Here is a 13,934-nt window from a genome sequence, read left to right as displayed (position 1 = left end):
CCCGGCCCGCACTAAAACATGACATGCAGGACACTATGGCCAGACCTTCTTTTTTTCTTGATTTCAGTTTGCTGAGAAGCAATGCACATTTCCGCGCGATTTTCTGCGCCCGCATGCTGTCGGTGATTTCCCTCGGCATGTTGGCGGTGGGGGTGCCGATTCAGATCCAGGCGATGACCGGCTCCACCTTGCAGGTGGGCGTGGCGGTAGCGCTGGACGGGGTGGGCATGTTTATCGGCCTGATGCTGGGCGGGGTGCTTGCCGATCGCTACGATCGCCGCAAGCTGATCCTGTTTGCGCGCGGCACCTGTGGGCTGGGCTTTGTCGCCCTGAGTCTGAACGCCTTCGCCCCGGCCCCGTCGCTGTGGGCGCTCTACCTGCTGGCAGCCTGGGACGGCTTCTTCGGCGCGCTGGGCATGACGGCGCTGATGGCCGTGATCCCGCTGTTGGTCGGGCGTGAAAACCTGGCGGCGGCGGGGGCCTTGAGCATGGTGACGGTGCGCATCGGCGCGATCCTCGCGCCGGCGCTGGGCGGGATTATCATCGTGTTCGGGGGTGTCGGTTTCGCCTTCGCCGTCGCGGCGGCAGGGACGCTGGGCACCCTGGTCCCGCTGGTGCGCTTGCCGACGCTGTTGCCACAGCAGCAAGAACCGGAACATCCGCTGAGTGCACTCGCCAGCGGCTTCCAGTTTGTATGGCGCAATAAGGTGGTCGGCTCGGTGGTGTTGCTGGGGATGCTGATGAGCATCGTCGGTGCCGTCAGGGTACTGTTCCCGGCGCTGGCGCAGGATGCTTACCACGTAGGCGCGTCCTCTATTGGCCTGATGTATTCCGCGGTGCCGCTGGGGGCGATGCTGGGCGCGCTGACCAGCGGCTGGGTGGGACGTTTCTCTCGACCCGGCGTGCTGATCCTGGTTGCCGCTATCGTCGCGTTCACCGCCATCGCGTCACTGGGGCTGTTCAGCCACCTGGCGCCGGCGCTGCTGGCGATGGTGTGCTACGGCTACGCCAACGCTATCGCCTCACTTCTGCAGTTCATGCTGATCCAGAGCAACACGCCGGATCATCTGCTAGGGCGGGTGAATAGCCTCGGTACCGCGCAGGACGTGACCGGCGACTCCATAGGAGCGTTAGGACTTGGCGTACTGGGGCGGGTGTTTACGCCGTTAATTAGCGTGCTGTCGTTCGGGGCGTTTGCCGCACTGATCGGGCTGTTCGTGGCGTTAAGCGTGCGAACGTTGCGAAATTACCGGTCAGCGGAACCATTGGCCACTCTGGTAGAACACGATAAATAAAAAACCGGTCCAACAATGGCATCGTCAGAAACAGTAGGGCATTAAAGGGGTCAGTCTACAACTCAGCGCACTTGCTGTCAGCGCAATGGGTTGCGGTCGAGCTTCGTAGCGATATCGGGTTTGCGTTCGTTGTGCAGGTCCATCATGTGGTTGATAACCTGGTGCGGCTCCGTGACGCCTTGCTCGTCCAACTTCTGCATATGCTGATCCATTTTTGCCGCCATTCGGCGAAAATCGGCCATTGTCATCGGTGTTTCCTTTTTACCGGTTTGGCAGGGAGCAATGCTACGCGGGCTCCAGCGCGACCGTATGGTTTACCGACTTAATGATCGACAAACAGGTGCAAACGGGCGAGGCGAGCTATTTTACCGGTCGGGGACGCAATACCTTTGGGGCCTTTACTCTTGAAAAGAAGGCAGCGTAATGAGCATTGATAATAGTCTGGCACGGCTGCGACAACGGCGACGGGGGAACGAAAAGGTACTGACTTTTGACAGCGCAGACAGGGACGTTTTTCTTGCCAAGAACCGGCAACAAGAACAGTGGGAAAAACGGGAAACCAGCAAACCCTTTACTCGCTATGCCTTGGGGGCAATGCAGGAAGTTGATCCTGATTACACCCGTATCAGCGTGGTGACAGCAGAAAGGATCCAGAACCAACTTTATGGTCGCTTATTGGAGGAAAGCAGGGTAACAGAGTTTCGTTTGCAAGGGTCAGTCCCCCTCAATGTTCATATCAAAGGCGTCAGTGATGTCGATATATTGACTCTCGACCTGGGATTTTTAACCTATGACACGACGGGGGTTCGGGCCCGCCGGGGGGAATACCGTTACCCAACGACAGATACCGCTGTCAGTCGGTTACAATCGCTGAGACACCAATGCATAACAGCCCTGCGTAAAGCTTTCCCCGCTGTCGAAATCGATTCAAGCGGGCGAAAATCCTTGCGGCTAAGGGGGGGATCACTCGCCCGCGAGGTCGATGTGGTGCCTTCCCACTGGTTCGACACGGCGGACTATCAGCAAACGGGGGCCGAGTACCATCGTGGCGTGGCCATCCTCGATACCAGTATTCCCATCACGCTAGATAATTATCCTTTCCTGCACATTGAGCGGATCCGCAATCGCTGTGAAACCACCCTCGGCAGCCTGCGCAAAGCGATCCGCCTGTGCAAAAATCTCAAAGCAGACGCCATTGAAGAGGGACGCAACTGCAATCTCAGTAGTTTTGATATCGCCTCACTGATTTATCATGCGGATACAGCACAGCTTCTCCATGGTGCCGTTTATGAACTGGCGATATTGGCCGAAACACAACGTTTCTTGGCCTTCCTTGTCGCGAACCCGGCATATGCCCGAACGCTTGAAGTGCCTGACGGCTCAAGACGTATATTGGATGAAGAAGCAAAATTTGACGGTCTGGCCCAATTATCACGTGAGGTCGCGGCCCTAATGGTACAGGTTGCCCGTGAACAACAAACCTTGCTTACCAACCATCACCTGCTGAATATTGACGAAAGTCGCCGTTTGCTCAATCAGCGTTATATTGCCTAGCCGACCTGCAGGCCCGGGCATGGTTGTCGGGCACAAATGAATAGAGCGGCCGGGGTAACTTGGTATCTCTGTAAATCCCGCGCGGTGAAGCTGGCAAGGTAACGCGGGATTTGAATCGCCCTGACATTGGAAGGATTCTCCGAGCAGCCTGTGTTTAGCTGCAATGCCGAAGGTTTCGGTGCCATTACATACCGACGTTTTCACCGCATTGCTGATGGCGGTGATGCCGGTTGTATATTGCGACCGTCGATCTCGTTGTTAAACTCAGAAGAGAATGGCGTTCGATGGCAGATGCGTTTTCATCAAGGCACGGCGATCAATGATTGAAGTTAAAAATGTTAAAACCAGAACAATAGCCAAGGTATGAAACCTCAGCAAATTCTGCGAAAGAAGCAGGCAAAGACTGAAGGTGAGGAGAGATAGAGTCTAAAGAAATAGCCTGGTGCGTATCCATTGATGCAATTTAACATAATGCGCATTATCTGTACTTTTTTAACATTTTCAATGTATTACAACCCACCCAGAAGGGGAATTCTACCACATCACAGGCAGCGATACGTGGGTCATTAAGCTTTTGTGACTTCAGGGATCCCAAAAATGTTGGTGACTATGTCTGATAAAGAGTTAGTTCGCGCCCAGGTTATCCAGTCTGTTTGTGAAAAACGGAACAGTTAATTATTTCTTTGCTGCTCGAATTAGGCCGTCAAGCCATTCCTGATGACCATTAAGCATTGGAATACAACACTCTTGCCTGGTGTTACATGGAAGAAAAATGGTATACCCCTTAAATACTGCCCGGCGACGCTGAGATATTGAAACAGGGTCGCCCAGATTTCATCGTCTTTAATTATTATACTACCCAGTCTGTTGAAGCAAGCAGCGGTGACGGCAATTACGAGGTGGTACGCGGGGGAAATAAACTATTGAAATCGGGCGAAGATGGAGTAAGTCAAGCCTGACAGATAGGGATATCGGACTAGGTTCTTATCAGGTGTTTCACCCCCCTGCTTAAGTTATTTTAACAACAAGCCATTCACCACCAGATCTGCAATTATGGAACCTGCTGCTCATCCAATATTTTATTTATTATAACGCCAGAGTAAATGTAATATGTAATATGTAAACATAAAATCGGACGCCCGTTATTGCGATATTAATTGCTATCTTACTTAATCAATTTAAAATTGAAATAAAACTTCACTTAACGCTCAGGATGTCGACACTAACGACATCAGTTCCTGATAATTTCGACACAACAGTTACCTCAACGCGAGCACTTTCTGAATTAACAACCCCATCGGATACATTAAAAAATGCAAAATTATCATTCACATCAGGGGTTCCTCTGCCATGGTAGCTGCCATCGTTCTGATATATACCAAGCAAGGCAATGGAAATATCCTCTTTTAAATAAGGATACAACACATACACATATGGCTGACCTATTGCATAAGGTATTGCAGTCAATTTATCCACGCCACCATTAAAATACATAACTTCCAGTGTCTTTTTTGAGCTAACTCCTCTGCTGTTAACCACCATGGCTTCAGCCATGTATAACCCAGCATTTGAAAAATCAATATCACGTATATTGATCTCCCTTGATAAATCTCCATCAACAGAATCCATTACTGGCAGATGAACATCACCAATATCCTCTGAGTTTTTAACAATATAAAGATGAGGTAAGTTATATCCAGAAATAAGGGGGGAAAGCTCCCGACGGCCAAGGAAATTAATGGCAGTATCTTTATAACCCGCATAATCCATGCCGAAACATCCGGCATGGCCAGCCCCCTCAATCAGCAGATATTGTTTCTGGTTTGTCATAACATCCGAAAATATGTTATACGGTACCTTCAGGGTGTCCAATGCATCCTCAGTGCCATGAATAATTAACACTGGAAGACTTAGTTTTTTAACATCAGAAGACGTAAGCAGATCACTAAAGCAAGCACCCTGGTACCGTTTAAACAATTCATCTACCTTCTGCTTGATGATAAGCATTTGTACAATATCTAGCCCCTGAACAGCAGGATCCTGAAAAAGCTCCAAAGTGAGTAATGTCTGGGCATCATCAAAAGCAGAGTCAACAAATAGTGAAGACAGCATAATTTTCCGGTTCTCGGGAAACTTTCCTATTGCTCCGAGTGTTGTCAAAGCCCCCATAGATATACCAAACAATGAAAATTCTTCAGTTTCCGGTTCTTTCTCGCAGCATACCTCAACCCATTTCACCAGATCGGATGAATCCAGTGCCCCAAAATTAATGGTATCCTCAGTGGAACGTCCATGCCCCCGGAGGTCAGGAGTGAAAATGTTATAACCCAAGTCAAAATAAATTTTCGCCCAGCCTCCCATCTCTGCAGCAAAAGCAGTCCAGCCATGAACAATCATGGCTGTTTTTTTGCTTCTCCCGTTTTTTAGAAAGTATCCGTACAGAGTTTGATTCACACCAGTTGCATCTATGTAATCAATTGAGTAGGAACTTTTCTCTGCATTCCAATACCACATGGCATCGTCATAAATACGGAGTTCGTTAGCAGTTGCATTATCGGGCAACCGGGGTTGCTGCTCAACACTCCCCCGACTTCCGAAATATTTATTGTAGAGTGTCATCGCGATAGCATCCAAATCAGCTTCGGCGATAATATTTTCCAGGTTAAGTTGATTAATCATGAGGTTTCACTCTTGTATGAAATAGCTTGTGGGAAATGCTTATCTGTTATTAATAATGCTCACTTCATTTTTTCACTGCTCCTGATCTTCTAGGTATAGAAGGGGGATTTCCCGAACCGGCTTTATCAATTGCAGCCTGCAGCGTACTCAGGTCCGCGCCCCCCGGGATAACCGTCACGCTATCTGCTGTGGCACCATTCAACGGCATCACTATCATACCAGGCGTGCCACGTAACCCCAGGCTCTGTGCCAGCGCATCCGTTCGTGACAGCACCTCAAGCATTCCGTCATTATTTCCCCTCAGCTTTCCAGCCAGTGCGGCAGCTTTTTCAATATCCTTTTGTGTCAGCTTACCTTCATCGTGACCGGTCGCATAAAGTGCGTTGTGGTAATCCAGATACGCATTCCCTCCCTTCTGCTCCCAGACCTGAAGCCCTGTCTTTGCTGCCATCAGTGAAGGTTCCCAGCGTTGAGCAAAGATCGGCCACTCCTTAAACATATAACGCACCTGCGGGTTCGCCTTCATCAGAGACCTAATGACTGGCGCTTGACGGGCGCAGACAGAGCACTGGTAATCAAAGAATTCCACAAAGGCCACCTTCGCATCATCCGGACCATATGACGGCGTGGACTTATCATTAAGTAGAGCTTCCTGATGACGAAGAACCGCCTGCGTCATGGCATCGAGTTGCTGCGCTTGTAGCTGAGCCTCCAGTTTACGGCTGACCGCCACCAGAAGATCAGGATGCGCCAGCAGGTATTCCCGTGTCACTTCGCCTATACGGGCCTCCTGCTCCGGAGTAAATCGCTGTGTCTGAATTTGAGCCGCCACGGTCGGAGGCGAAGGGTGAACAGAGGATGCCTGCATGAGAACATATTTTGCCTTAGCCCCTTCATCTTTATTCTCCGCACCTTTCGTGTTTGGGTCTGGGGCTACAGGGGAACGGCTTGTCTGACGTGTTTCTATTAATGAAGCCTGCTGGATCCGCGAGGGAGTAGCTACGGGGTTTGGTACGGTGACGGACGCTGCAGTTATCGGTACATCTGCAGATTGCTCATCAGCAGCTGCAATTGCCATGCCCCCCGAAACCAACATAATAACCAGAGCAAGATTATTCAGTTTCACTGCGTGTTTGTCCTTATGGTGATTTATTAATATAATGCGTACCCACGTTGGGAAAATGCCCCGAACAGCGCACATTAATCTGAGCAGTGTCAGTGCGGAGGAAAACTCAACATCCCGGTGACAGCCTGCTTTCGTTAAATAATTTGCTTGTAATGATTGATTTCCTTGACAGTAAACCCTGGGGCTTTAGCGCTATGTTTTGTTGATATCCCCTCAATCAACTCCCGTTAACGGAGTGTAAAGCTATTCTTTAAGAGCGATAACATCAACCGCCCTAATCAGCACTCTATCAACTACTCGCCATAAGGGAATACCTTTACGCAGATAGATGTTTTCCGTGGTAACGCCGAGCCGTAGCCTACTTCGTACGGACATTATACTTCGAAAAAATCAACCACTCCGCCAACAAGGTTGTACATGCTGCCGACGATTTTGACTTTCTTCTGGCCTTCCAGTTGTTTCAGCACCGGGCTATTTTTGCGGATATTTTCGATGGTCAACTCGACATTTTTTCGGGCGACAGCATCAACAAAATCATAATTCCCCCCTTTACGCTCCCCGCTGTACGCTGTTTTTTCAATCGCAGGCTTGATTTCTGCCAGCAATCCCGTCAGATGTCCTAATTCAGCATTATCAATAGCACCACGAACAGCACCGCACCGGGTATGTCCCATAACCAACACAACTTTTGCGCCAGCAACGGCACAGGCAAACTCCATGCTGCCCAGCATATCGCGATTGCTGATATTCCCTGCAACACGGGCATTAAACGTTTCACCGATCCCCGCATCCAGTACAATTTCTGCCGGGACACGTGAATCAATACAGCTAAGGATTACAGCAGCCGGATACTGGCCTGCAACGCTGCTACGTTTCTGCTCCAGATAATCGTGTTTAGCTGGCCGATTTTCCCTAAAGCGCAAATTACCCTGTTTAAAATGTTCAATAACAGCATCCGGTGTCATGCCATCACGTTCTTCTTTGCTAAGTGTTACTGCAAAAGAAATGGAGGGCACAGATAAAGCTGCTATCCCTGTGACCGAAAGGGCAGAAACAACAAGCGTTCGTTTCAGGATCGCCCTGCGTGAGAGGTGAGCAGGAAAATTATTTTTCATAACGCCATCCAGTCCAGTTTATCTAATTAATAACTTATTGAACCATTCACCTAATGAATAATAGGCAATAGCACTCGGTAAAGCGTACTGAAACAGCCATTTTGTTAGAGAACTGCATGTATATAATACGGATTCGACAAGAGGCAGAAGGTAGCCCCATCTAACTTTCCACTCTGTCACTCTCATTTTCCCAACTCACTTACAACCATTTTTTTTAAATGCATATAGAAAGCAAAAATTGAAAAAACGAACAATATAACAGAAAAAAATAACATTGCCACTTTACTCTCCAGTAAATATTCCCGAACACCTCTATCACGGGTGCCCGGGAACTAAAAATTAAATCACATAAGACTCTACCTGAATAACCCCAGAATATTTACCCGCTGGTAATGATGTTAGCGCAACGGCAGTTTTCAATACAACAGATTGGTCGCGTGCGATAGTGGTTAATCTGGAATTACCATTGATATCAACAGGCAAAACCGAGCCGCCAACATATAGCTTTGCGCCAAAACTTTTGTCACCATTAGCAAATGTGACAAGACCTGATTTATTATTAGACGCAGCATCTTTAATAAGGAAATAACTTTGTTGCGTAGCCGCAGCAGTAGTGTTAATCAGTAATGTACCAATTTCAGAACCCACGGCCGATGAACGTGTCAAAGAAACTAAAGACGGCGTCCAACTTAAGCTCAATGATGCAGGATCTTGAACAGCCGCATCAACCGACACAGTGGAAGATGCCAGCATCGTATCAGCCAAAGCAGAACCAGCACTCAAACATCCAAGCGCCCCCAAAATAAAACACATTTTTCTTAATTTCATTTTCATTTTCCTTGCTAAAAAATAAATTAACATCACTTCATCTTTTTACTTTACGCATATAGACAAAGAAGGGTAATTCCTCAATAAAAAACAACCACTATAAAAGAATAGAACATAAAACTTACATGGTGTACAAATCAACCAACAATGAATCCGAATAGCTTCCAGCTTTAAGTTGAAGACCCGCCTGCTTTTTAAAAGTCACCCGAATATTGCTTTTCCCATCAAGGTTTTTAATAGTAGCTTCACCCGCGGTGTTCATGTCCAACGCATTGCCCTGATAGTATGCTTTCGCATACAACTTTACCCCTGTATCACTATCATTTCTCCAGGTAAAGAGCCCCTGCATTTCAGGGCCGGCAGCATCCTTGATGACAACCGTATTGCCACCCGAAAATGAAATATCCAAACTGCCAATGTCCGTCCCAGAGGCTGAATTGACAGACATATCCCCGGCAGGGTTCCATGTTGTACTCACCGTACCTGGATTCGTCAGTGAGAATGAAGCCTGCACCTGCGCGGATGCCGACGCAGCGCTTCCATCGGCATATGCCATACCTGAAACACTGGAAATGATTGCAGCAACAATAGCGAGTCGACGAATATTTTTCATACAAATACCTCTGGTTAGAGTTAACTAATATATGATGACCACCAAAAACCCACACTAATACCATGGATCTCACACCAATTATATATAGAAACCACAATTAGTTAATCACATTTATTGCTTAAAATATGAAATTAGGATTGTGCCGCACGCCATATTTCACACACCAGTGCCACATGCCTAAATTTTTTAGATAACTCACCATGGGTAATTAATTTAAAATCCGCACTGCACTTTCCCCCATCCCCCCAAACAATATTAAGCCGCCCCTGGTCGGGAATGCCGGTCATATAGATACCCCCCCGTTCCCCCACAATTCCGGTATTCGTTTTGTCTGCCTCCAGGCTAGCCAGCGCCCCAAACGGAATGTCCTGGCCATTTCCATTTTTCAACTTGAAGAATACTTTTGCACCTTTATGCGTACTAAACCTGACGGGTACCACTGCCCCGTAGGTCGGTACCACCAATGAGTCTGCTCGTTCAACAGACACATCTGTAGGTAGAGACAACGGATTAATAGTGAGCGTATTTCCCTGATAGGCAGTAACTCCATTAACAATGGCGTACCCACGATAGTCCGTTTTTTCACCGGGAAGATTACCGACAGGCACGCCAGTGGCCCCCGGCAATGCCAGTAACGCTATCGTGTCATCCATAGTCTGCCCCAATGTCAGCCCATGATCATGTACAAGCACCCCTCCCGATATCGTCGCGCTGGACTGCCGAATACTTCGGCTCTGGCTGACATTGCCGGCAAGTTCGCCATAAGTACCTTTATAATTGAGATCAACACTTCCACTTTGCTGTTGCGCGCCCTCACCGCTATTGACTGACCGGGAATCAGCATGCACTCCCCAGCGTAACTGATGTCCGGATGTGGCGCCCTGAATGCCTATTTGTTGGCTACGATCTTGGCTGCTTGTCATCTGGTAACTCGCATACATTTCTGATCCAAAGTAATTCAGCGGAATACTAAGGGTAAGATTGAATATATTTTCTTGAGAGGCTCCACCGTGAGCACGTTCATATCGCTGACGGGAGAAGTTGAGCCCCATAAACACATTTCCCGGAAGGGTCACGCCATAGCCTACCCCTACATTGACATTACTGTCCGGCTTGGCGTAATAATTCTGCCGAGTGGCATTAACACTCAGGCCTCCCCAAGATCCGAGCGACCATGACAATCCCGCCTGACTTTCATTACGAAGCGACGATGTTTTTCTTTGACAATTAATGGAGTCACACTGTGTCGGTATATCAGTTATGCCTGTATACCTCGCCGATAAATGGCGTTGCGTCAACCAAAATGAAACGCCCTGGGCTACGGACCAACGGTAACGGATGCGCCAGACGTCACCACCATGCCTAGCGTCTGAATTTCGGGTATCTTGTTGTCCCGTGACATCAACCGACAGAGAGCCAAAATGTCCGAGCAGAACCCCGAGCCCCAATGCCGCAGCCCCATAGCCAGGGGCTGACTGGATACCACCAAAAATGGTTAAATTCCTGGGCAGGCCATAGAGTGCAGTGGCTTGCTGTAACGCAAAGGTTGTCCCTGCTATTGAAGGACGGTACCAGCCGCTGATTAAACCATACTTGAGATAACCAGCATGCAAGGCTACCGGTGGTGTAATGTAGGGCACAGAGAAAGAATGCCTTGAACCGTCGTTTTCGGTTACTGTCACATCGATGTTACCCTCAGAAGGGGTCGTTGGCATATTAGAGATAATAAACGGACCGGCCGGAACCACCGTATGATAAAGCGTATAACCATTCTGACTAATATCTACCTCTGCACGCGTTCGTGCAACCCCACGAATGACGGGTGAGAACTCACGTTGCGAAAGTGCAACCATATTCTCGTCCGTGCCCAACATAATCCCCCGAAAAGGCAGGCTGTCAAACACATCTGATGGCGTACTGCTGTCCCCGACAGTTATCCGACTCTTGATAGCATTGATACCATGGCTGGCGTAGGTATAGGCATTCTGCCACTGACCATTGCCGCCATTTTTCTGCCAGTTACTCATATTCCGCACGCGCCACCCCCCCACGTTCACCCCCGGGGTCATCTGTACAAACAGAGCATCCTGACGGCTCTTTTCGCCCGTCCCCTTGCTTTCTATACGTTGACCGGTAGCCAAATAATTCATCAATAACGCCGGAATACCGTCATCCCATTGAGATACTGGCGCAATATCGGACTGCGTAGAAGATATTGCATCCGGTGGCACTGTGATAGAAAGCGTCTGAGCATTGAAATCAAAGTCAACCGTACTTTGCGCAATCGCAGTCATATCAGCACAATCAGATACGAAATCGCTCTGAGGCACCGAAAAATACGCATCCGTTTTTATCCCATAAGATGCCAACTCCGCTAGCGTCAAACAGGGTGTCAATACACCCTGTTTATTCTTACCCTTTACCGTCTTAAAGTTAATTTTTTTGCTGTCAACCAAATTGCCGTTCAACATTACATTGACAAAATAAAAACCGGGAAGTTGACCACCATTATTCAACACAGACAGGTCCACTCCAGAATAAGCCTTCCCAAGCATATCCGTATCAAAGTGATAGTCTTTGGCAACACTGCCCTTAGATACCATAATGTACGCGACAAACAGGTAAGGAAAAATACCCTTGCGCCAGAGCACGATTTAATTCAATCTCTTGGTGTAAACTTGGCTGTTACCCCCAAAGTCATTGACAACCTGCCAAGAAACGTTACGCCCCTTGCCAAAGGCAGCAGGCAATGAGACTTTTAAAGAGGAATACGGGGCAATATATTTGTTATTGCTGACCATCTTTCCATCCAGCTTTAATGTGGACAGGCTCATGTAGAACGGACTGGGGTTTGTTGCTACTAACTCGTGGCCACTCTGCTGCCAGGTAAGGGTATTAGCATCGTGTTCAAGCGAACCTTTCAATGACGACGGCCGCTTAATCAGTTTTATACAGTTGTTCAAAGACAGTTGCAGATTGACATCAGCTTTTTTTTGGGGTTGTTCGTTATCTCCTTCTTTAGCCCAAACATCATCCCTCTTGGGAGGAATGGATTTAACGCAAAGCCAGTTCAGACTTTCCCTGTCTGAGACTCCGTTATCCTCCGCCAACACGATACTGAGCTTGTTCATACTCTTACCGTCAAGACGGAAGACTGGCGGCGTGACAACATAAGTATCAGCGGGGTTATGCGCCTCGTCGAGCACTGTTGATTGGATGAGCACTGGAAAATCTTGTGGGTTAGTCACGGATAATGAAACACCATCATCGGATGGGTTATAAATAATCCGATTGGCACCGAGAATGGTTTCGTACTTTGTCACGTGGGTTTGTACCTCTGCAGCCCCCGCCTGAAGTTGAAAAAAGGCGATACCTAAAAGGGCTGAAACTCGTGCTGTTCTAAATAATATGTTCATCTTTAATATCGTTTACTGAAGTGAACGTGGCGCAAGCGTTCACTTGGCCACGCATTGATGAATCTGATGACGTTGTCGACCGTACCTGCAAGCATCAGAACAACGTCAGTCAGTGCTTAAAAATGCATTTCAAGTGCTCGGGGATTCGGATCGTTGACAGTGGCTTCTGATTTCTCACCAACGACGTCAACCACAACGCGTCGATCAGGTGCAAGGCAAGTAATCAGCGCATCACGACTTTTCATCGTGTCACATGTATTACCGGTGATCGGTGCATCACTCCCCTCCCCTTGAACAGTAATCGCCGTTGTCGGAATTCCCTGCTCGACTAAAACGTCAGCGACAGACTGGGCTCGCCGGGTTGACAGAACTTGGTTATACGCGGTGGCGCCCATGCGATCGGTGTACCCTTTTACGGTGATATGCAGGCTTTTCGCATTCTGCGGGTGTAGTCCCTGATAAAGTTGCACTACGGCATCATGGCCGGCAGGCATCAGCGTGGCTGAATTATGCGAGAACAACACATCAGAACGCAGATTAAATGTCTGTGCCGTGGTTTTGGGTAACGGTGCCGGCGTCACTGGCGGGAGTACAGGTAATGCCGGCTGGGCGAAGTGATAAATAATGCCCAGACTTGCTTGGCCATTGTCTACGGTGATACCGGTATCTCCCCCTTCCCCAATGTTGGATACATACTGGTATTCCAGTCGCATGGACCAGTCCTCACCCAGTGACAGTTCCGTACCTAATGCTGCCAACGGGCTGATACCCTCGTCATTCATTGCTTGGCCTGCATTTTTGGTTCTGGCATGCCAGCCCATCATCCCCATTCGGGTATACAGCCCCCACCTGTCAGTGACCGGCAAGCCAAGCTTGACAGCCAGCTGAACACCCTGGTTTTCCATGTTGGCGCCACTGCTGTTATTGCTGCTGACGCGCATATTCCCCAAATAGTCATAACCGCCTTCCAGAGCAAGCCAATCTGTCGCTTGATATCCCAGGAATACGCCGCCGGCACCGTTATCGCCCTTAACGCCCAATTGGGTCGATGCATTGCTGTTCTGACTGACGTGATGACCGAGATCTTCGTTATAGTAATCTGACCACCCGGCTTTCAGGCCGGTATACCAGGCCCCCGAATCGGCCGATGCCATAGCCCCGCTGCTGACCCCAGCCATCATCATGGCCAACACCACTACTGTCTTTCTCATCATTATTTACCTCTCATCTTGTACGCATTCCAGAAGGTGCGTGCCTGTTAACCCGCACCAAAGGTGCAGACAAAAAAATCATCAAATACCGACCGCT

The 13,934-nt window shown here is 48.6% G+C and carries 11 protein-coding genes and 1 pseudogene; 3 read left to right on the top strand and 9 right to left on the bottom strand.

Going from position 1 to position 13,934, the window contains the following annotated elements; translation table 11 throughout:
* Positions 1 to 35: 35 nt before the first annotated feature.
* Entirely contained in the window at positions 36 to 1,295 is a 1,260-nt protein-coding gene (entS, locus tag H0S68_RS25695; RefSeq protein ID WP_410529554.1) for an enterobactin transporter EntS, read from the top strand.
* A gap of 77 nt (positions 1,296 to 1,372) precedes the next feature.
* Here the strand turns inward: entS and H0S68_RS25690 are convergent, their stop codons facing one another.
* Positions 1,373 to 1,543 (bottom strand): hypothetical protein, encoded by a 171-nt coding sequence (locus H0S68_RS25690; protein ID WP_410529553.1) that lies wholly within the window; start codon positions 1,541 to 1,543, stop codon positions 1,373 to 1,375.
* Between the two features lie 175 nt (positions 1,544 to 1,718).
* Between H0S68_RS25690 and H0S68_RS25685 the strand changes: the two genes are divergently transcribed.
* Entirely contained in the window at positions 1,719 to 2,849 is a 1,131-nt protein-coding gene (locus H0S68_RS25685; protein ID WP_410529552.1) for a hypothetical protein, read from the top strand.
* Positions 2,850 to 3,586: 737 nt separating this feature from the next.
* Positions 3,587 to 3,796, top strand: a pseudogene (locus H0S68_RS25680) (glycoside hydrolase family 1 protein); the annotation flags it as partial.
* Between the two features lie 250 nt (positions 3,797 to 4,046).
* Here the strand turns inward: H0S68_RS25680 and H0S68_RS25675 are convergent.
* From H0S68_RS25675 to ompA, 8 genes are all read right to left on the bottom strand, one after another.
* The gene (locus tag H0S68_RS25675; protein WP_410529551.1) at positions 4,047 to 5,528 is read right to left on the bottom strand and encodes an alpha/beta hydrolase; all 1,482 of its coding nucleotides are present in this window, start codon (positions 5,526 to 5,528) and stop codon (positions 4,047 to 4,049) included.
* A 64-nt stretch (positions 5,529 to 5,592) separates the two neighbouring features.
* A complete protein-coding gene (locus H0S68_RS25670; RefSeq protein ID WP_410529640.1) occupies positions 5,593 to 6,396 on the bottom strand; it encodes a DsbA family protein in 804 nt (267 codons plus the stop codon).
* Between the two features lie 632 nt (positions 6,397 to 7,028).
* The gene (locus H0S68_RS25665) at positions 7,029 to 7,769 is read right to left on the bottom strand and encodes a carbonic anhydrase (RefSeq protein WP_410529550.1); all 741 of its coding nucleotides are present in this window, start codon (positions 7,767 to 7,769) and stop codon (positions 7,029 to 7,031) included.
* Positions 7,770 to 8,108: 339 nt separating this feature from the next.
* Positions 8,109 to 8,597 carry a hypothetical protein gene (locus H0S68_RS25660; RefSeq protein WP_410529549.1) on the bottom strand — a complete coding sequence of 163 codons (489 nt, stop codon included), beginning with the start codon at positions 8,595 to 8,597 and terminating at the stop codon, positions 8,109 to 8,111.
* A 121-nt stretch (positions 8,598 to 8,718) separates the two neighbouring features.
* On the bottom strand, positions 8,719 to 9,210 hold the full coding sequence (locus H0S68_RS25655) for a hypothetical protein (protein ID WP_410529548.1): 492 nt from the start codon (positions 9,208 to 9,210) through the stop codon (positions 8,719 to 8,721).
* A gap of 131 nt (positions 9,211 to 9,341) precedes the next feature.
* Positions 9,342 to 11,861: a fimbria/pilus outer membrane usher protein gene (locus H0S68_RS25650; RefSeq protein ID WP_410529547.1), complete on the bottom strand. Its 2,520-nt coding sequence runs from the start codon at positions 11,859 to 11,861 to the stop codon at positions 9,342 to 9,344.
* Between the two features lie 3 nt (positions 11,862 to 11,864).
* A complete protein-coding gene (locus H0S68_RS25645) occupies positions 11,865 to 12,626 on the bottom strand; it encodes a molecular chaperone (RefSeq protein ID WP_410529546.1) in 762 nt (253 codons plus the stop codon).
* A gap of 116 nt (positions 12,627 to 12,742) precedes the next feature.
* Positions 12,743 to 13,840 carry a porin OmpA gene (ompA, locus tag H0S68_RS25640; RefSeq protein WP_410529545.1) on the bottom strand — a complete coding sequence of 366 codons (1,098 nt, stop codon included), beginning with the start codon at positions 13,838 to 13,840 and terminating at the stop codon, positions 12,743 to 12,745.
* Positions 13,841 to 13,934: the final 94 nt, after the last annotated feature.

Source organism: Serratia sp. AXJ-M (assembly GCF_046531865.1).
GTDB classification, from domain to species: Bacteria; Pseudomonadota; Gammaproteobacteria; order Enterobacterales; family Enterobacteriaceae; genus Serratia; species Serratia liquefaciens.
Note: the sequence above shows the minus strand (reverse complement) of the source record. Positions and strands in the feature narration are given on the sequence as shown.

Excerpts from the sequence above, each read along its gene's own strand:
- entS (WP_410529554.1), top strand. The coding sequence starts at position 36 with ATGGCCAGACCTTCTTTTTTTCTTGATTTCAGTTTGCTGAGAAGCAAT.
- H0S68_RS25690 (WP_410529553.1), bottom strand. The coding sequence starts at position 1,543 with ATGACAATGGCCGATTTTCGCCGAATGGCGGCAAAAATGGATCAGCAT.
- H0S68_RS25685 (WP_410529552.1), top strand. The coding sequence starts at position 1,719 with ATGAGCATTGATAATAGTCTGGCACGGCTGCGACAACGGCGACGGGGG.
- H0S68_RS25675 (WP_410529551.1), bottom strand. The coding sequence starts at position 5,528 with ATGATTAATCAACTTAACCTGGAAAATATTATCGCCGAAGCTGATTTG.
- H0S68_RS25670 (WP_410529640.1), bottom strand. The coding sequence starts at position 6,396 with ATGCAGGCATCCTCTGTTCACCCTTCGCCTCCGACCGTGGCGGCTCAA.
- H0S68_RS25665 (WP_410529550.1), bottom strand. The coding sequence starts at position 7,769 with ATGAAAAATAATTTTCCTGCTCACCTCTCACGCAGGGCGATCCTGAAA.
- H0S68_RS25660 (WP_410529549.1), bottom strand. The coding sequence starts at position 8,597 with ATGAAATTAAGAAAAATGTGTTTTATTTTGGGGGCGCTTGGATGTTTG.
- H0S68_RS25655 (WP_410529548.1), bottom strand. The coding sequence starts at position 9,210 with ATGAAAAATATTCGTCGACTCGCTATTGTTGCTGCAATCATTTCCAGT.
- H0S68_RS25645 (WP_410529546.1), bottom strand. The coding sequence starts at position 12,626 with ATGAACATATTATTTAGAACAGCACGAGTTTCAGCCCTTTTAGGTATC.
- ompA (WP_410529545.1), bottom strand. The coding sequence starts at position 13,840 with ATGATGAGAAAGACAGTAGTGGTGTTGGCCATGATGATGGCTGGGGTC.